18 protein-coding genes and 1 riboswitch are annotated in these 19,152 nt (G+C 34.4%); of the genes, 5 read left to right on the forward strand and 13 right to left on the reverse strand.

What is annotated here, in order from left to right:
- Window positions 1-547 precede the first annotated feature (547 nt).
- The 4 genes from CD30_RS20175 to CD30_RS14865 all read right to left on the reverse strand — a co-directional run bounded on the left by CD30_RS20175 (window position 548) and on the right by CD30_RS14865 (window position 4,014).
- On the reverse strand, window positions 548-718 hold the full coding sequence (locus tag CD30_RS20175; protein WP_141096068.1) for a response regulator transcription factor: 171 nt from the start codon (window positions 716-718) through the stop codon (window positions 548-550).
- Window positions 719-1,068: 350 nt separating this feature from the next.
- Entirely contained in the window at window positions 1,069-2,370 is a 1,302-nt protein-coding gene (locus CD30_RS14855; protein WP_036178422.1) for a nucleobase:cation symporter-2 family protein, read from the reverse strand.
- Between the two features lie 35 nt (window positions 2,371-2,405).
- Window positions 2,406-2,975: a xanthine phosphoribosyltransferase gene (locus tag CD30_RS14860; protein ID WP_036178425.1), complete on the reverse strand. Its 570-nt coding sequence runs from the start codon at window positions 2,973-2,975 to the stop codon at window positions 2,406-2,408.
- A gap of 114 nt (window positions 2,976-3,089) precedes the next feature.
- A riboswitch (purine riboswitch) is annotated at window positions 3,090-3,191 on the reverse strand.
- Window positions 3,192-3,327: 136 nt separating this feature from the next.
- Complete coding sequence (locus CD30_RS14865; RefSeq protein ID WP_036178427.1) at window positions 3,328-4,014, reverse strand: hypothetical protein; 687 nt, start codon at window positions 4,012-4,014, stop codon at window positions 3,328-3,330.
- A gap of 245 nt (window positions 4,015-4,259) precedes the next feature.
- Between CD30_RS14865 and CD30_RS14870 the strand changes: the two genes are divergently transcribed.
- Together CD30_RS14870 and CD30_RS14875 are read left to right on the forward strand one after the other, a co-directional pair.
- Entirely contained in the window at window positions 4,260-5,474 is a 1,215-nt protein-coding gene (locus CD30_RS14870) for a CynX/NimT family MFS transporter (RefSeq protein ID WP_036178430.1), read from the forward strand.
- 69 nt (window positions 5,475-5,543) lie between these two features.
- Window positions 5,544-6,095 (forward strand): restriction endonuclease, encoded by a 552-nt coding sequence (locus CD30_RS14875; RefSeq protein WP_036178433.1) that lies wholly within the window; start codon window positions 5,544-5,546, stop codon window positions 6,093-6,095.
- A gap of 42 nt (window positions 6,096-6,137) precedes the next feature.
- On the opposite strand, the gene CD30_RS14880 is transcribed toward CD30_RS14875, so the two are convergent.
- On the reverse strand, window positions 6,138-7,211 hold the full coding sequence (locus tag CD30_RS14880) for a nitric oxide synthase oxygenase (RefSeq protein WP_036178435.1): 1,074 nt from the start codon (window positions 7,209-7,211) through the stop codon (window positions 6,138-6,140).
- 559 nt (window positions 7,212-7,770) lie between these two features.
- Here CD30_RS14880 and CD30_RS14885 point away from each other — a divergent pair.
- Window positions 7,771-9,264, forward strand: coding sequence for a catalase (locus CD30_RS14885; protein WP_036178438.1), 1,494 nt, complete (start codon window positions 7,771-7,773; stop codon window positions 9,262-9,264).
- 100 nt (window positions 9,265-9,364) lie between these two features.
- Here the strand turns inward: CD30_RS14885 and CD30_RS14890 are convergent, their stop codons facing one another.
- Window positions 9,365-10,294, reverse strand: a complete 930-nt coding sequence (locus tag CD30_RS14890; RefSeq protein ID WP_036178440.1) for an AEC family transporter — start codon at window positions 10,292-10,294, stop codon at window positions 9,365-9,367.
- Window positions 10,295-10,570: 276 nt separating this feature from the next.
- Here CD30_RS14890 and CD30_RS14895 point away from each other — a divergent pair, with 276 nt between their 5' ends.
- Entirely contained in the window at window positions 10,571-12,028 is a 1,458-nt protein-coding gene (locus tag CD30_RS14895; RefSeq protein ID WP_036178441.1) for a hypothetical protein, read from the forward strand.
- Between the two features lie 37 nt (window positions 12,029-12,065).
- Here CD30_RS14895 and CD30_RS14900 read toward each other — a convergent pair whose 3' ends face one another.
- A complete protein-coding gene (locus CD30_RS14900; RefSeq protein WP_036178443.1) occupies window positions 12,066-13,250 on the reverse strand; it encodes a CaiB/BaiF CoA transferase family protein in 1,185 nt (394 codons plus the stop codon).
- Window positions 13,251-13,714: 464 nt separating this feature from the next.
- Window positions 13,715-14,005: a DUF6509 family protein gene (locus CD30_RS14905; protein WP_036178445.1), complete on the reverse strand. Its 291-nt coding sequence runs from the start codon at window positions 14,003-14,005 to the stop codon at window positions 13,715-13,717.
- A 68-nt stretch (window positions 14,006-14,073) separates the two neighbouring features.
- Here CD30_RS14905 and CD30_RS14910 point away from each other — a divergent pair, with 68 nt between their 5' ends.
- A complete protein-coding gene (locus CD30_RS14910; protein ID WP_268871097.1) occupies window positions 14,074-15,360 on the forward strand; it encodes an alanyl-tRNA editing protein in 1,287 nt (428 codons plus the stop codon).
- A gap of 14 nt (window positions 15,361-15,374) precedes the next feature.
- Here CD30_RS14910 and CD30_RS14915 read toward each other — a convergent pair whose 3' ends face one another.
- From CD30_RS14915 to CD30_RS14935, 5 genes are all read right to left on the reverse strand, one after another.
- The gene (locus tag CD30_RS14915) at window positions 15,375-16,193 is read right to left on the reverse strand and encodes a metallophosphoesterase (RefSeq protein ID WP_036178451.1); all 819 of its coding nucleotides are present in this window, start codon (window positions 16,191-16,193) and stop codon (window positions 15,375-15,377) included.
- Window positions 16,194-16,276: 83 nt separating this feature from the next.
- Window positions 16,277-16,978, reverse strand: a complete 702-nt coding sequence (locus CD30_RS14920) for a hypothetical protein (RefSeq protein ID WP_036178454.1) — start codon at window positions 16,976-16,978, stop codon at window positions 16,277-16,279.
- Window positions 16,975-17,694: a hypothetical protein gene (locus tag CD30_RS14925; RefSeq protein ID WP_036178457.1), complete on the reverse strand. Its 720-nt coding sequence runs from the start codon at window positions 17,692-17,694 to the stop codon at window positions 16,975-16,977. The genes CD30_RS14920 and CD30_RS14925 overlap by 4 nt, the downstream gene beginning before the upstream one ends.
- Window positions 17,681-18,574 (reverse strand): ATP-binding cassette domain-containing protein, encoded by an 894-nt coding sequence (locus tag CD30_RS14930; RefSeq protein WP_036178459.1) that lies wholly within the window; start codon window positions 18,572-18,574, stop codon window positions 17,681-17,683. The genes CD30_RS14925 and CD30_RS14930 overlap by 14 nt, the downstream gene beginning before the upstream one ends.
- Before the next feature lie 3 nt (window positions 18,575-18,577).
- Window positions 18,578-18,949, reverse strand: coding sequence for a GntR family transcriptional regulator (locus CD30_RS14935; RefSeq protein WP_036178464.1), 372 nt, complete (start codon window positions 18,947-18,949; stop codon window positions 18,578-18,580).
- Between the last annotated feature and the right edge of the window lie 203 nt (window positions 18,950-19,152).

The raw sequence follows: 19,152 nt of genomic DNA on the forward strand, positions 1-19,152 counted from the left end.
TTGGGCGAAGGCCAAGCTTTTACAAAAAGTGATTTATGAAATTGATTCACTTGAATAAAACCCTAAATATCTTCCTAATAGATATTTAGGGTTTTCAATATTATATACGTCCGTTCGCTGTTCTGTTCGTGATAATCAGAAATAGAAAACAATCGTTGAAACCATCATTCGAAATCAAACGATTAATATCCTTCTACGATTTAAAACTCTAGGAAGGCAACCCATATAAAATAGTTACTTATCGCTTGTGCTGTAAGCTGACTAGGAAATGATATTTTCATTCCCCCTAAAAAGCATTATGTTAATCATAAAATTTATAACCATGTAATGTGTAAAAATTTGCACTTCAATTCTTCACAATCTCACCTTAACACTAACATAAATATCCATTTTTTAAAATTTATTGTTCAATTAAATGGCCCAATTCCTGAATATAGATAGCAAGACTCCTTATAAACCACAGATTTTTCATGATCAGTTCTTTTTCTAAAAAAGGATAAATAAATTTTAGAAGACCTAGTATAAATTAACACTAGGTTCTTTCAATCTATAATAATAACTTTGATAATATGTGATAATAAGCGCCCTTTTGAAAATCCTCTAAGCCTTCTAAACCTGATGTTGCCCATGTAACTTCGTAGCCATCTCGTAAGAATGTATCTCGTACAACGCGTGCAATACCAGCATCATCCTCAACAACCAATATTTTCGCTTTCATATCCCTGCCCCCTGTTATCAATGTATCATCTAAACTTTTTATATTTTGAAACTTTATAAATTCTTTATTTTTACTATTCTCGGAAAAATTTCTTCCACTTTATATATCGAATAATGCGGAAACAAAAAAATGCTTTTATATATTTAGCAAGACAAATCGTAAGCTATCATTAGGGTATCATATATTAATTGTTTTAATGAGGAGTGTAATGTGACTTATCTATTCAAGCTTGCGGTATGCTTTTAAAGATAGATTCATTGCTACTTTTCAATAGGAGAGGAAAATTCGTGGTATATAAAAAGGAGAACCTCAGAAAGCCTTAAAAACTTCCCCGAGATTCTCCTTTACTTTTATTCTGCTTCTATTGGCTTTGCATGCATGGAATCAACCTTTTTCGGTCCAATCATGTTAAATAAGATATTTAAAACGATAGCCGTTACTGATCCACAAACAATACCATTTGAAGTTAAGACGGATAACCCTTCTGGCAATACTGCAAAAATTTCTGGGACAAATACTACCCCCGCACCTAAACCAACTGCTATTGCAGCAATCATTGCATTATCAGGAGAACGCATGATTTCGGGTGCTAACATTGTAATCCCTTGTGTCACTACCATACCGAACATTGCAAGCATAGCTCCACCTAGGACGGCTGTTGGGATAACGGTTGTTAAAGCCGCCACTTTTGGTAAGAAGCCTAGCACTACTAATAAGGATCCTGTAACAAAGATAATTCTACGTTCTTTAACACCTGTCATTTTTAATAGCCCTACGTTTTGAGAAAACGTTGTGTAAGGGAATGCATTAAAAATCCCACCGATAATAGAAGCTAAACCTTCTGAGCGATATCCACGAGATAAATCCTTCGATTCTATTGGTTGCTTCGTTATATCGCTTAACGCATAGTAAACACCAGAAGATTCAACTAACGATACCATTGCAACTAGTGTCATCGTAATGATTGCACCCACATCAAATGTAGGTGTACCAAAATAGAATGGTTGAACCATATGTACCCAATGAGCTTCTACAACAGGCGTAAAATCAATTTTACCTAAAAATGCTGCAACAACCGTTCCTAATACTAGTCCTAGTAAAATAGAGATTGCACGAATAAATCCTGTAGTAAAGCGGTAGATTAATAGAATAATTAATAATGTAATCATTGCTAGTCCAATATTCGAAGCAGAACCAAAATCTGGGACATCTTGTCCGCCGCCCATATTATTAATTGCAACGGGAATAAGGGAGATCCCAATAATTGTTACAACAGATCCCGTTACAATTGGAGGGAAGAACTTTACTAACTTACCGAAAATTCCCGATATTAAAACAACAATAATACCAGAGGCAATAATAGCTCCATAAATTGCACCGATACCTTTATCCGTTCCGATACCTATAATAGGAAATACTGCCGTAAAGGTACATCCTAATACAACCGGTAACCCGATACCGAAAAATTTGCCCCTCATGACTTGTAAAAGTGTCGCTATCCCACACATTAAAATATCAATAGCAACTAGATAGGTCATTTGTTCAGAAGTGAAACCTAAAGCTCCACCAATAATAATGGGAACTAATATTGCTCCTGCATACATTGCGAGTAAATGCTGTATACCAAGCGTAAAAGCTTTTGCCTTATTCATCGAATTAATCCTCCGATTTTGGTTTAGTTATTTTATTAATAAAATTCAACATTGCCATTTGACATTGACTTAATATTCGCTAATGACTCAACTCGAATACCTTGTTCGCGAAGAGCTGCCCCACCTTTTTGGAAACCTTTTTCAATAACAATCCCTACACCTATCATCTGTGCTCCTGACTGTTCAACGATGTCCAACAATCCTTTGACAGCTTCCCCGTTTGCTAAAAAATCATCAATGATTAGGACATTATCCTCTGGAGTTAAGAAATCCTTCGAAACAGATATTTCATTTGTCTCATTTTTTGTGAATGAGTGAACGGTTGCTGAAAAGAGATTCCCAGACAATGTTAATGATTTTCTTTTTCGAGCAAAAACAACAGGAGCTCCAATCGTTAAACCTAACATGGTTGCGGGAGCGATACCGGATGATTCAATTGTTAATATTTTTGTAATGACTTGATCCGAAAAGCGATTTGCGAATTCTTCTCCGATTTCTTTCATTAAAAGAGGATCAATTTGGTGATTTAAAAATGAATCTACTTTTAGAACGGTATCTGATAATACCTTTCCTTCGTTTACTATTTTTTCTTTCAACAATTTCAAGACGAAAGACCTTCCTTCCTAATTTTTGTATAAAAAAACCGAAAAACTTATTTCTCTATGAGGAAACAAGTCTTTCGGATAGATTAATTGAAAGTTAATAGACACGCACATATGCTGTCTAAATTTGTCTCTCATAGTCGACATATTTACGGTTAGTCGGTAGAAACTTGCGAGCCATATTCCCGCTATTATATGAGTATAGTATTCAGTTTTATTGTTAAGATTTTGTTAAGAACGTTATCATTATAAACACGTATTATGTCGAATGCAACGAAATATTTTACATTTAAATCTTTCGAATTATTCGGAATTTAGCATCATTACACAAGATTCAAACATAAAACGTTCGTTTTTACCCGATAATAGTATCAATATTTACTTTTAATTGCTCGAATTTTGAACCGTTTTTATTAAAATAAGACATACTTCGACAAGCTAACACCTTACATACATTTCCATTACTTAAAGTCAGTTCTGCAAAGATCCCTTGATTTTCAATTTCTTGAATTGGTAATGAAAAATCAGTTTTATAGTGCAATTGTTCTGAAAAAGCGTCTGTAAACTCTTTTAATGTTTTAGTGCCTTGCAAAATAATTAATGGTGAAGAAAATTCCTCCACTACTTCACGAAAAATCCGCTCGCCCTTTACGATCAATGGATTTTTCAACCCCTTCATCTTTTTAAGCGTGTTAGCATCTTCTGCAATATAACAATTAACATTCGAAATAATCACATCTTCGTTATATCGTTCCTTCATATACTTCACAAAATTTTGTACACCTTTATACTCACGAGAAACCTCTTTTAATCTGGATTCATTCAATTCATCGAAAAGCTCCCCATCCACTAAGGAATCTGCATATATTCTTGGATTATCTAGCTCTCTTTCCATCAGAGGCTCGGGAGTTATTCCAACGATAAGTACCTTTGATTTATACGGATTCCCATTTACTTGAAAAGGTCGGAAAACGATTTCGCCGGTATATTCATCTATAATCCAATTGTGCATTTTTTTATAAAATCCTACTGAAACAGTCATTTGTAGCGTCATCCTTTTCTTTTCAATCTTATTAACTATTTTTCTTTACATTTTCTTGTAATATATCTTTAATGAATTTTAATGTTGTGGGCTTTTTTATCATTATTCTTTTTGACTGTAGGACAAATGTCCATTAATTCATTATAACAATTTCTCTTTCACCTTAATATATTTGCACTTGAAAATATCTTTACACTTTTAAATTTATTGGTACACTATGTTTACTGACATGAGGAGGTTAACATATGACCACAAATCAGATGACAAAACCGAGTAAAAAAATTCATATAACCTCGACCACTATTCTATTTGTTATTGCGATCTGTGTTTTTGCAACAACATTAAGAACTCCCATCACTGGGGTAGGTCCGATTATTTCTTATATTCGTGAAGGATTACAAATTTCTAATGTATTAGCAGGCTTTTTAACAACTTTGCCTTTACTATCGTTTGCAATGATCTCTCCCTTTGCTCCAAGGGTTGCTAAAAGAGTTGGGATGGAGCTGACTTTATTTTTATCTTTAATAATCATCGCTATTGGGATTGTAATCCGTTCCCTTGGCACTACACCTACGCTAATTCTCGGAACTATTTTAATTGGAATTGCGATTTCCTTTGGGAATGTATTAATGCAAAGCTTTTTCAAGTTGAAATTTCCGTATCATATCGGTATATTGACTGGTCTTTATACTGTTTCGATGAATATTTCTGCCGGTTTATCGCTAGGTATAAGTCAACCGATTGCAGAAAAGACCTCTTTTGGATGGCAAGGTGCACTTGGTTTTTCAATACTTTTAACAATCATTGCAATTCTTGTTTGGATTCCGTTATTACGTGGAGAAAAAATTGATTTAAGCTCATTAAATAACAATCATGTTTATAAAGAAGATAAAAAAATGTGGAAATCGCCTTTAGCATGGGCAATTGCTATCTCTATGGGGATGCAGTCTCTATTATTCTATTGTTCTACTGCTTGGTTACCAGAGATTCTCATTTCACAAGGACTTTCTGCAGAAAATGCAGGCTGGATGACATCTATTATGCAATATGCTCAAATTCCAATGACTTTTTTAGTACCTATTATTGCTGAAAAATTCTCATCTCAACGACCAATCGTATTTGTCTTTACCTTTTTCTATTTAGTTTCTTTTATAGGCATTTACAATGAATGGACAGATTACGTTATTATTTGGATGGTTTGTCTTGGGCTTGCAGGGGGTGCGTCCTTTGGAGCGATACTTATGTTCTTCACGTTACGTACTAAAACAGCATATGAAGCGGCTCAAATATCTGGTTTTGCACAATCTGTAGGGTACTTACTCGCTTCAGCAGGACCCGTTCTATTTGGCTATTTTCATGATACTTCTGGAAGCTGGTCACAATCGAATCTATTGTTTATTATCGTTACAATCATTCTTTTCACAACAGCCTTCATAAGTGCAAAAAATCGATATGTATAACATGCAAACATATGTGCCTGTTTTATGCTACAATATTGGTAGCTTACTTATTTAAAGGAGTTACTCATATTGCAGAAAAGGAAAGAAAAAAAGAAAAAACGCATCCGTCTCTTTCCAATAATGATCATTTTGATAGGTTCAGTAGGGTGGTACTATACACAAACCATTGAAGGTACCCTTTTTACTGTCATTGGATTTTCCTTTTTACTTCTTATCTTTAAACTTTGGAGAGGTACAAGTAATTATAGAAGGTTAAAAAGAGCCGGAATTAAAGAGATCGACGAGATGTCTGGGGAAGAATTTGAACAATTTTTAGGTTTTCTTTTTGAAAAACGAGGTTTCAAAGTTTCCTATACAAAGGCTTCTGGTGACTACGGTGCAGATTTAATTTTGAAGGATCGAGATGATGTCATTGCAGTGCAAGCAAAACGTTATTCAGGAACAGTTGGTGTAAAAGCGGTGCAAGAAATCATTGGTGCTTTAAAAATGTACGAGGCGACGCAAGGCTGGGTCGTGACAAATAGCTATTTCACTAAACAGGCTGAAAAACTTGCCGAGTCAAATGAAGTCTACTTAATCGACCGGGATGAACTTATCGATATGATTTTGAAGAAACGATAATATGAACAAGGGGCTATCTCTTAAAGAGATAGCCCCTTGTCTTTAATAAGGACTTTTTTGATAAAAGTAGTTTGGCTTTTGTATGAGGTTTTCAATGGGTTTATGGAAAATATGTGTAGTTGCTGGCGAAACAGGTGGTATTAACCACGCCCAATTACCAGTAACCTTTCGATTCGCTTCTTCTTCCTGTTGCTCAAAAAGCTTAAACTGCTGTGCTGCTGTATGATGATCTACTATACTGACTCCATCCTCTTTAAACGAATACAGGACTGCAAAATTTAACTCAACAAGAGCTCTATCCTTCCATAACGTAATATTAGACTTTGTATCGAGCCCCATTATTTCTGCAACTGTTGGTAATAAGTTATAACGATTTACATCCGCTAAATTCCGAGCCCCAATTTCTGTCCCCATATACCAGCCATTAAAAGGCGCCCCGGTAAATTCAATCCCACCTAAACTTAGCTTCATATTTGAAACAATAGGAACCCCATACCATTTCAAATTTAATTCAGACAATTTCTCATATTGTGGATGTCGGATAGCTACTTCAAGAACATATTTTTTAGGAATTTCAAATAAAGTAGGTGGACGGTCATCGATTTGAATTACTAACGGTAATATATCAAAAGGTGTGCCCTTACCTTTCCAGCCTAATTGCTCACATATTTTTGTAAGTTTAATTGAATCTCTGTCTCCAATTATTCCATCCGCCGTCTCATATCCTGCATATCTGATTAACTGATAGTTCCATATCCTAACAGAATTTTCCTTAAATATTGTTATCGTAGGACGAATTTTCCCATCATTTGATGCATATTTAATATGACGAAGAAGTGCTTCATATATGTCAGCCTCTGTTTGTAAATGACGTTCATCAAACACTTGCAACGAGTTCCAAAAGAGTCTTCCGATACAGCGATTACTATTTCTCCATGCGACTCTTGCACCAAAGGTTAACTCTTCGGTAGTTGGGTTATAGGCACCGTCTTTTGAAACTTCATCCAATCGATTGCTTAACCAACGATCAGGTAAAGCGTTTTCATTCTTATATAAAGTTAAAAATTCAATAGCTTCTTTTTGTTGTTTTTCACTCTGTTCATATAATGGTTTCATGGTTTGTTCCTCCATAGTCCTATTTTATAGGATTGAAACATGAACTAAAATGAAATCGCGCTTCCTTAAAACATGTAAATTATATATATGACTAAGAATAGACAAATTTACACCACCGGAAATAGTGTGAATTAAAGTTCTAGCAGCTGTTAGAAAGTCTAATTCCTTTTCAAATTTAATACTTATCTTATATAATAATAGATATAATCTAGATTTAAAAAACAATTCTCTTATTTTCAATTAGAATACCATTTTTTCAATAAGAGTGATTTTTCTCACAGCGCAATTGGGTATTATTGTATTAAAATAAATACATAAGGCACCTTTTAAACATCAAATATTAGTCATAATTTCACCTCAGTACCGTATTCCATCCGCAAATCTTCACTGAATTTCAGCATTCCATCTACTATAAATTTAAAATTAATTAAGATAGTGTAAACCATTCGTTAAATATAAATATTTCTTAAAAAGAATAATTACAATTTAGTAGAAATTATGATGTAGTTTTGTTATACTCATTTTTGAAGAGTTTTAATTTATATTAGGAGGTACAAACATGACAAATAATCAACGTTTGACTACTACTACTGGTACTCCAGTTGTAAGCAATGATGATGTATTAACAGCTGGTCGTCGTGGCCCGATTCTTTTACAAGACGTTTTTTTAATCGAAAAATTAGCTAACTTTAACCGTGAAGTAATTCCCGAACGTCGTATGCACGCTAAGGGTTCAGGTGCATTTGGTACTTTCACAGTAACACATGACATTACGAAATATACAAAAGCAAAAATCTTCTCTGAAGTTGGTAAGAAAACAGAAATGTTCGCTCGTTTCTCTACAGTAGCCGGCGAACGTGGTGCAGCTGATGCAGAACGCGATATCCGTGGTTTTGCACTTAAATTCTATACTGAAGAAGGTAACTGGGACTTAGTTGGTAACAACACTCCTGTATTCTTCTTCCGTGATCCATTGCACTTCCCAGATTTAAACCACGTTGTTAAACGTGACCCAAAAACAAACATGCACAATGCAAATAGTAACTGGGATTTCTGGACTAGCCTACCGGAAGCATTACACCAAGTAACAATCGTAATGAGTGACCGTGGTATTCCAGATGGCTACCGTCATATGCACGGATTCGGTTCTCACACATACTCTATGATCAACGCTGATAACGAACGCGTATATGTGAAATTCCACTTCCGTACAGAACAAGGTATTAAAAACTTAACTGACGAAGAAGCAGCAAAAGTAATCGGTCAAGACCGTGAATCTTCACAACGTGACCTATTCGAAGCTATCGAAAAAGGCGATTTCCCTAAATGGAAAATGTACATCCAAGTGATGACAGAAGAACAAGCTCGTAATCACAAAGATAACCCATTCGATTTAACTAAAGTTTGGTACAAATCTGAATACCCATTAATTCCTGTTGGGGAATTCGAATTAAATAAAAACCCAGAAAACTACTTCGCTGATGTAGAACAAGCTGCATTTGCTCCATCAAACGTAGTACCTGGTATTTCATTCTCACCTGACCGTATGTTACAAGCTCGTCTATTTGCTTATCAAGACGCAACTCGTTACCGTTTAGGTGTGAACCATTACCAAATTCCAGTTAACAAACCACGTTGCCCATTCATCGCTTACCACCGCGATGGCGGAATGCGTGTTGATGGTAATAATGGTAGTGCATTATCTTACTATCCAAATAGCTATGGTGCATTACAAGCTCAACCACAATATAAAGACCCTGCACTTGCTTTAGATGGTCCAGCTGACATCTTTGACTTCCGTGAAGATGACAACAACTACTTCGAGCAACCAGGTAAATTATTCAACTTAATGTCAGCAGAAGAACAACAACGTTTATTCGAAAACACTGCTGCAAACCTTCAAGGTGTTGAAGAGTTTATTCAACGTCGCCACATTTTACACTGCTACTTAGCTGATCCAGCTTACGGTGAAGGTGTAGCAAAAGCTCTTGGTCTAACTTTAGATGGTATGGATTTATCAAATCCATATGTTAACACAGTAGCTGCAAAATAATTGCCTACAAATTCTATAAATATATTTCATTGTTATCCCATCCAACTATAAATTTAACCCCCTTATCTCCTTTTCGAGATAAGGGGGTTTTCTATTAGTATTAGCCAAACAAAATTGTTGAAACATATATTACAACTGTTACCGTTAAACAGCTTACGATTGTTGAAAATAAAACCGTTTGAGCTGCTGTATTTGACTCAACATCGTATTCAAGTGCTAAGCTTGAGCTATTTCTAGATGTAGGGAATGCACTTGCAATCAATAAGGATTGAGCTACAACACCATCAAGTCTTAGTAAGTAAATAATAAGTAACGCAACTAGAGGCCCCACTATCAATCTTGTAAAACAGCTTATGATAATCGTTTTATTCATAATTGTTCTGAGTTCGATTTGAGATAATTGCGCCCCGAGGGTAATTAATGCTACCGCAATAAATCCTTCTGCAATATGATCTAGCGGGATACGTAGCGTTTGTGGAATCCCTATATCCCATATATTCAATATGATGCCAATAATTAATGCATGAACGATTGGCATTTTTAAAAAGTCTTTAATAATCTCTCGACCCGATTGAGTAGCGGATATTAAATTGTACAGACCATATGTATAAGTAATCATATTTTGAAAAATAACGAGAATCACTTGAATAGCCACACCAATTGGTTGTGTGGCAAAAACCATTTGAGCTACCGGTATTCCATAATTCCCCGAATTAATCAGTACAACACTATTTTTAAATACGGCTGATTCAGTTCGGTTTAATCCAAGTATTTTCGCAATAAAATGGCTTAGAAGCATCTGACTACCAATAAAGATTGCGATAAAAACAGCAACCTGTCCTAAAACAGTTAAATTTACTGTTGTTTCATACAAATTTATAAAAACCGCAACGGGCATAAAACAATATGTAACTAGATGTGATAAGGCCTTTAAATTAAACTGAAATTTCTTCTGAAGTATCGCTCCAACAAAAAGTAAAATTAAAATAGGAGCAACTATTTGGAAGAAGATCATTGACAAATACGCCATTTTTAAATTTTTCCTTTCACCGTAATTAATCTATTCTATTACAATATTTTTATTTTTCCAATAATTATTTTCTATTTAATTTATAAAACTTGAATACTAGACACATTTTATTAAGTTCATTCTGCTTAAATCTTATTCATTTCCCACCCTAAGCAGGCCCTTTTTTATCGAGAAATATTGAGGCTTTCAAAAAGATTTAATCTTTTTCGGACATTTAACGCTTCTAAATATTATAATATATTTGGGAAGATTTCCTTGTGAGGGGGTATCTAATAGTTGATAGTTTCTGATGAAAAAATATATAAATTATCTTCAGGGCAAACTGGAGAAGCCTTTGAAAAAGCTGTTATTAGCTTAACAAAAGAGAAACAACCTTTACGAGATAAAGAATTTGGAACACTTATACCTCTTGAAATGATGCTTGTGAATAAAGATAAAGCATTGTCAACGATTTTAAAGACTGCTCAACTTTATTGGGGAAATATTGATCTCTTTTTATTTGATATATTAAAAGAAACAACCATTGATTTAGAAAGCGCAAATGAAAGATTACATAAGTTTTTTTCTTCCTCTCAGGGGAAAGATGCTATTTATCATTACTTAATCATCCACAATAAAATTCGATTTGACAATCTTTTCGGATTAATCTTCGGCAGAGAATTGGCTGTTACGAAGCCTATTGGTGGTTTACATACCATTTATTTATATAAAATTGGAACAAAATATTTCGTTCATTTTATTTTCAATCAAAGTGAACCTTTTTGGAGAATGCTGTTTATTAAAAAGGTCTGTTCTATTTTTTTACAAGCTTCGATTAACAAAATTGATAGCCCAATAGATTTAATGAAGCAGCTTAAAATTCAATGGGAAAAGCAGTTTTCACCAAGTAAAGCTGTACTCCTTCTTAATAAATTAATGGCTCAAATCGAATACGAAAACCCGCACTCATTTCACTTAAAGGAACTTCAGCTTTTTAACATCACCTCCCATTTTAATGGTGGCAGAAGGCATCGGCAAAAGCTAAAGCGACTAGTTGAAGGAGTTTGGCGATCTTGGGAAAAGGGACAATGGTCGTTAACTGAAAAGGAGAAAACGATTTTAACCTACATGCTCGCAATCGATGCTTATGAGCAATGTGAATTTGACCAAACGATCCTTCATGGAGAATATTTAATTCAACAAGATCGTTTAAACAATCATGCAATTGAACTAATTATTGAATTTTATGATGTACTACCCATTTTAAAGCCCGAACCGACTACACTGATTAAACGATATGATAAAAACTATTTAGAAAAAGTGTTTTCGATATTAATAGAGTCTTATATACAAAAACATCAATTTGACGAAGTTATTCGATTAATAAAAGAATATGAAATAGCTTCCTGTACAGCTATTTATGATTATTTAAATCAGGAATTGTATGATGAGAATTCTCTTCATCGTATAGAAGCGAGCGTTCAAAGAGATATCGTGTTAATCGTAAGTAAAACACCTCAACACATTATGCAATCTATAGAAATCTGGCTTGATGATTACCAAAATGAAAAGAGTCCCTATTATCCGATTGCCCTTATGGCTTCAAAGCATATTTGTAACCTGCTTAAAGCATTATTTGCAACCGAGCAATATGACCTGTTTGATAAATTAATGGAAGTATATACAAAATATCTGAAAGTGGAACAGCATTTTCTCGAACTAAGAGACTTTGTAGCTGAGTATGTGAAAAATTAAAAAGTAGGGAGAATCACTAAATTCCCCCTACTCCTCCTCATTCCAATATCCCCTTTTCATCCAATTCCTTTATATCCTGCACTGAATACCCGAGCTCTTTTAATATCTCCTCTGTATGCTCACCAAGCTTTGCACCTACGTGATGATAGGTTGGCTTGCGATCGTCAAACTTAAATGGGGAAGCTATTTGTTTTTGCGTTGTGCCATCCCCTTTTGGTACTTCTACAATCATTTCCCGCGCAGAAATTTGCTGATGGTTGCTCGCTTCTTCAAAATTTAAAACTGGCTCAACACAACCTTCAAAATCCTCCCCAAAGATTTCTAACCATTCAGCATAGGTTTTTGATAAAAATGCGTCCTTCACTGCTTCTTTAAATCGTTTTTGTGTATAGGAAGAATCGTTAAACGTACTTTCAATCAATTCTGGTATTTCTAAAGCCTCACACAATAGTTTACGAAATTGCGGTTCTAAGCTTCCAACCGAAAAAAATCGTCCATCCTTAGTCCGGTAATAATCATAAAATGTACCGCCGTTTAATATTTCTTCCTCGGCCCTCGGTAATATCCCACTTCCTAAATAGCTTGTGCCGTAAAGCGCATTCATAGTAAACATGGAATCTGTCATCGATACGTCAATATATTTACCTTCGCCATTCTTTTCGCGATTTAAAGCTGCGGCAAGTACACCAACAGCGGCATATAAGGACCCTCCAGCAATATCAGCAATTTGGATACCCATTGCAACCGGTTTTTGTCCCTTTAATCTTGAATAGTCTGACACCCCAGAGATAGATAAATAGTTTATATCGTGTCCAGGCTTATTACTATATGGGCCTGTTTGACCAAAGCCTGTAATTGAACAGTAAATTAATTTAGGATTAACTTGTTTTAATGCTTCATAATCGAGTCCTAACCGTTTCATAACACCTGGCCTGAATCCTTCGATTACAATATCGTATTCATGAATCAGCTTTTTCACAATTTCAACCGCTTCCGCTGTTTTTAAATTTAGTGAAATAGACTTTTTTGAGCGGTTTAAATGTTGGTGGATGTAGGATTCTTTATCCGTATCATATGGCGGCATGATTCTCATTAAGTCTACTCTTCGCTTTGATTCCACATGAATAATATCTGCACCTAAATCTGCAAACATCATCGTAGTGTAAGCCCCAGGTAGCAAAGATGAAAAATCTAAAATTTTTAACCCCTTTAAAATAGACAATAGTCGATCCCCCTTTGTTTAAAATATGATAGTAATCCCCTTTGCTAACACAAAATCACATCTGTACCAATACAGATACAACTAAATATAACAGTATTATAACAGTTGATCACCCCTTTTTATATAAATTTTTCCGATTTTTTCAACCTTTTCACACTTTCGTATTTGCTACTTTTACAGTTAAGGAGATTTTTATCTATTAAGCAAATTGAATATAAAAATATTTTTTATAATTCTATAATTTAGTAAATTTTTTATTAAAAATTTGTAAATTTTCAATATTATCATAGAAAATAAAGTATGATGTTGGTGAGCTTTGAGAATTCCTCAAGAGCTCCCTTTTATACGTGAGATGACCCGGTGACTATAGAGCGGTTGCTGGGTTATTCTTTTATAAAAAATGAAAAAAAGGAAAGCTCAAATTGAACCTTCCCTTTTCCATTAAAAATACCTTTAATATTAAGCTATTCCGCCTTCAGTAATTCCTCTTTACAGAACTGGAGTATCATCTCTTCTTCATCTTCTTCTAAACCAAAATCCAAATATTGATTATCTTTTTTATCAATTAAAAAGTAATTAATCATTCGAACTTCCTCATCAATTTGACCAATAATGACTCGAATCTCTATTCCGAACTCAGAATACAATTCATCATCCTCATCAACTTCTACATCTAATAAAAACTCAAAACGTTTTCCTTCAATAATATTTGTAGGATCTTTTATTTCTTCAAATGAGTATTCTCTTATTTCCATAAGTACTTCTCCTTTTATAAACCGAGGTTTCTTCACATCTAATAATAAACGAATCGTGAATATGGTCAATTAAAAGCTATTACACAGCTTATGTAAGTGACAATAAAAAGGATTTATGCCAAAATAATGCTAATAGTTACACAAAGGGGCAAACAAACATGCGAAATTTATTTTATTATCAAGATTCTATGATAAAAGATTTTACTGCAAAAATTGTTCGAACTGGAATAGAAGATGGTAGACCATTTGTTGTTTTGTCTAATACTGCCTTTTATCCGACTGGTGGTGGACAACCCCACGATACAGGGAAAATTGAGGATTTGGAAGTACTTGACGTAGAGAAAATTGAAAACGAAATCCGACATTACGTGAATGGTGACCCTTCAGCTTTACCAAATGAAGTAAAAGGAACAATTGACTGGGCTCGTCGATTTGACCATATGCAGCAACACTGTGGTCAACACATTTTGTCAGCAGCTTTTGTTGAATTGTTTGATTTTTCCACTGTAAGCTTCCATTTAGGTTCTGAGCTTGTGACAATCGATTTAAATACAAACACAATTACAGATGAGCAGCTTTCTCTTGCTGAAAATCGCGCTAATGAAATTATATTAGAAAATCGACCAATTGAAACAAAATGGATAACAAAATCAGAATTATCCCAATATCCTTTACGAAAGGATGTTACTGTAGATGAGGATATCCGATTAGTAATCATTCCAGACTATGACTATAATGGCTGCGGTGGAACACATCCCTCTTCGACAGGGCAAGTGTGTTTACTAAAGATAATGGATATTGAGAAGATGAAAACTAATATTCGAGTTTCCTTTGTTTGTGGGAACCGTGTACTAAAGCAGTTAGCCATGCGAAAACGAGTTTTATCGGCAGTCGCAAGAAGCTTAAGTGTACCAGAAGAAGATGCAGCGGATGCTTTAAATAAATTGATGAAAGATTCAAAGGCTACCGAAAAAGCTTTAGGCGAATCTCAGGAATCACTACTTATTTATGAAGCAAGGGATTTAGTATCTAGAAGTGACGAGCACATTGTGGCCAGTACTTTTGTGAATCGCTCAATACAGGAATTGCAAAGGCTTGCTCGTTCCATCGTTTCAGAAAATGATAAAATCGTTGCATTACTTGTAGCTGAAAATGAGGATAAACTTCAATTTGTTGCAGCTAGTGGAAAGAATGCTGGAAAAAGTATGAAAGAGTTATCAGCTAATGTTCTTCCATTAATTAATGGTAAAGGCGGAGGAAAGGATTCCTTTGTTCAGGGTGGTGGCGAAAAAATGATTTCTGCCAATGATTTATTAACTCGAATGGAAAATCTATTAAAAGAGGCGAGCAAATAAATGCTCGCCTTTCATTATTTTGCAGTTCTTAGTTCGACAACGACAATCTCTGGTAAATTAAAAATGCGGAAAGGGACCCCACTATTACCAAGCCCTCTGCTGACAAACATTGTAGTATCATCCTCTATATAAGAACCTGCAGTATACGTTGGTAGAAAGCCTTGCCCCGGTGCTATGAGCCCACCTACAAATGGAATCCGTACTTGCCCACCATGTGCATGACCTGAGAATACCATGTCTATATCGTTCGTGACATACGTTTCGAAATATTCCGGTCGATGTGCTAACAGTATCTGTAGTGTGCTTTCTTTTTCATTAGACCGCGCAACGTCTAACATAAATTGTGTTTCATGTCCGTTCAATGGATCTTCAATACCTATGATATTTAATATTTCCCCGTTACGTTCAATGGTGGACGTTATATTCGGTAATATAATAACACCCAGTTTTTTCAATTCACCATATATTTCATCTATTTGATTAATGGCAACTTCATGATTTCCTATTACATAATACACATCTGCTATTTGAACAAAAGCTCTTACAGCATCTAAACTTTGTTCCAAGTCATATCGGTTACTATCAATGAGATCACCCGTTATAAAAATAACATCTGGATTGGTAGCCCGTACTTTTTCAATGAGTTTCTCTTGTCTATCTCCGAAAACTGCATCATGCAAATCAGATACTTGGGTTATACGAAAACCATCAAAACTTTTAGGTACTTTTTGAGATTCGAAAATATGCTCTGTTATGACAATCCAATTATTATTCACATATAAGAATATATAAGCCCCTATTACAAGGATAATTAATTTTAATAACTTTTTCAATACAGCTCGCTCAATTCGTTGTAGTAGATAAGCGGTAATTCTATATGAGTAGAATTTATTCGATCAGTCATTTATTGATATAGCTACCCCTGAAATAAGATATAACCACTCTCATCAATAATTTTAACATGCTCTGGTACATTCAAGAAGAGAATTGTCGATCCTGTAGCATGATTGTAAATATCATCATCTTCCAAATCCAAATTTCTAAACTGTTCCAATATCTTTAAATTAGGGGATATTTTATAATAGTCAAACTGTTGCTCTGATATTTGCTTAATTATTAAATCACTTTCTACGAACTCAAAACGGTCTGTAGAGACGTGCTCTGTTAAATCGAATCCGTCTAAAATATGCGGTGTAATATACGTTTTTGCATATATTTCGTTGGAATCTGGATCTTCTCTTTTTTCTACTATTACACTTACTCCATAAATATCTGTATAAATTGGTTTTATCGTTAATTGATTGGTTGGCAATTCATAAGACCATTCTTTTACTATATAATCTTCATTTAACTCGACCTTATTTGAATTAATCATTTCCCAAAATTCATCTTGTTCTTGTAGTATAGACCGAAATTCTGCTTTCTGAATCCTTTGAGGTTCTGCACTTGTAGTAAAGTGTAAAATAATCATCGAAAGTACTCCTATACTAATATAAGAAATAATGATGATTTTATTTCTTTTCACTGTCCAAATTTTACTCCCTAATACACGAGATACGATGAAAATAACCGAGACAATAATAATAAACATAATGAGGAATAGAAATAATGAATTCATCTACGAATCACCTCTTTTCTGGAAAGGAGCAAGGTAGAAAGAGACATAAGTATGATCGTCAAGACAATAGCTTTTAGTATAAATAATAGATGACCATCCCCAAAGAGGAATATAATAACTGTTGCAAATTGCTCTTCTAGTGAGTTAATAATGGCAATCCAAAGTCCAATAATGACAATCCCTAAAATTTTAGAGAAGCTAAATAGCGCTCCTACAAAAAAACCACTGAATGCGGCTAACAATAAAATAGAAAAGGATACCAATACTTGAATTGGATTAATTAATAAGCCATCAGCAATTAATTCAACCTGAGTAACTAACTGGATTGACACTCCGAAAATATAGAGAGACATGATTGTTATAAGTGTAGCAATGAAACTATAAAAAATTAACAAGATTGAATTAGAAATGGTTGAAATAATTCTAGTCGTAACAAACGCAAAATCATCTTGAAGATAATCCATCCTCTGTAAAAGCAGAGCTGTGATGAAAGCCCAAATACATGCAATAAAAACCATCACGTCTAAGCTATAAAAGTGGATGCTTAGGTGGATACCATTAAACCCCGTTCCAGACATGCTACTTGCATTAAACCCTAGAAAAGCAATGATGACTTGAATGAAAATCAATGTATTAAGCGCCTGACTATGAGCACTTAATTTCCACTTCACTTGCTTCCATAGTACCTGAGAAAAAGAAAAACTATTTAAAGACATCGTCAATTCCCCCCTTCGTTGATTTAGTTAAATATTGATAAACTTCGCTTGCAGATACGGGCTGAATGGTAATCCCTGCATTCATTAATTGTTCTTTATGGGTATTCATTGCAGTTGTTTCAATTACTATTTCACTTCTGATTGCAGCTTCTTTTTCAAATACAATTTCAGTGTTTTGAATAATCTCTTTAATTAGCTCTTTAGAACCAACTAATCTTACAAAAAGTTCCTTAACCTCATCTAAAGGTGCATGTAGGATGACTTGCCCTTGATCAACTAATAAAATTTCCTCTAGTAAATGTTCAATCTCCTGTAGGTAGTGGCTTGAAATAATCATGGTTCTCGGAAATGCGATATATTCTTTTAAAATCGCACGGTACATATCAAAACGAATTGACTCATCCATTCCATTCATAGGTTCATCTAATAAGGTAATCTTACATCTAGTCGCAAGTCCGTAGATTAAGTTAAATGTTGATTTTTGCCCTTTAGATAAACTATAATGATGAGCCTTTTCAGAAATATTTGCATAAGCAAGTAGTCGGCGTGCCAAATCATCGTTCCAGTTAATATAAAAGTCCTTTGCCATTTTAAAAATCTCATCTAATGTAAAAATAGGGGGAAAAGACATCGTATCTTCGATAAAGATTAAATTTGCAGCAACCTTTAAATTATTAAAGGGCTGTTCTCCGAAAATTTCGACGGAACCCTTCGTTTGTTTCAAATGTCCAGCTAGTATTTTGAGTAACGTTGATTTCCCCACGCCATTTCGTCCAATTAGCCCGATAATTTTTCCTTCGTCTATGGAACAAGATAGATTCTTTAAAACTCCAGTACTTCGAAAGTTTTTCGTTACTTCCTTACAGACTATGACAGACATCCATTACCCCTCCCTTTGCACCTTTTTAATTAGATTAATTAACTCCTCATCTGACACAAATAATCTTTTTGCCTCTAATACAATTTCCTTCGCAAGCATAGTTAATTTTTCATCTCTTCTCTTTGCTAAAATTAATTCTTTTGCGCCTTCCTGAACAAACATGCCAAGTCCCCTTTTTTTGTACAAAATGTTGCTCTCAAGCAATATCGTAAGGCCTTTTCCAGCGGTGGCTGGATTAATATTAAACATTTCTGCTAGCTGATATTGAGAAAAAACTTTTCCATCCGTTGTAAGTCGGTCCGCTAATATTTCATTTTCAATCCAATCCGCGATTTGAACATAAATAGGTGTTGTACTATCAGCATTAAGATTCAATATTGCCCCTCCCTTCCGAGTAGCTATAGAATTTTTAGTACATTAGTGTTGTAATGCACTATATAATAATTTATGTGCTTTGTCAATTTTTTCTATAGATTTTTTCCAGTCACTTATTTGTATTGCTCTTAAAATGAGTAAAACTTATCCACAGATTTTAGATAATTAAGAAAATTGTCAACATACTCCACAGCTTTATCCTC

Source organism: Ureibacillus massiliensis 4400831 = CIP 108448 = CCUG 49529 (genome assembly GCF_000772965.1).
GTDB lineage: Bacteria > Bacillota > Bacilli > Bacillales_A > Planococcaceae > Ureibacillus > Ureibacillus massiliensis.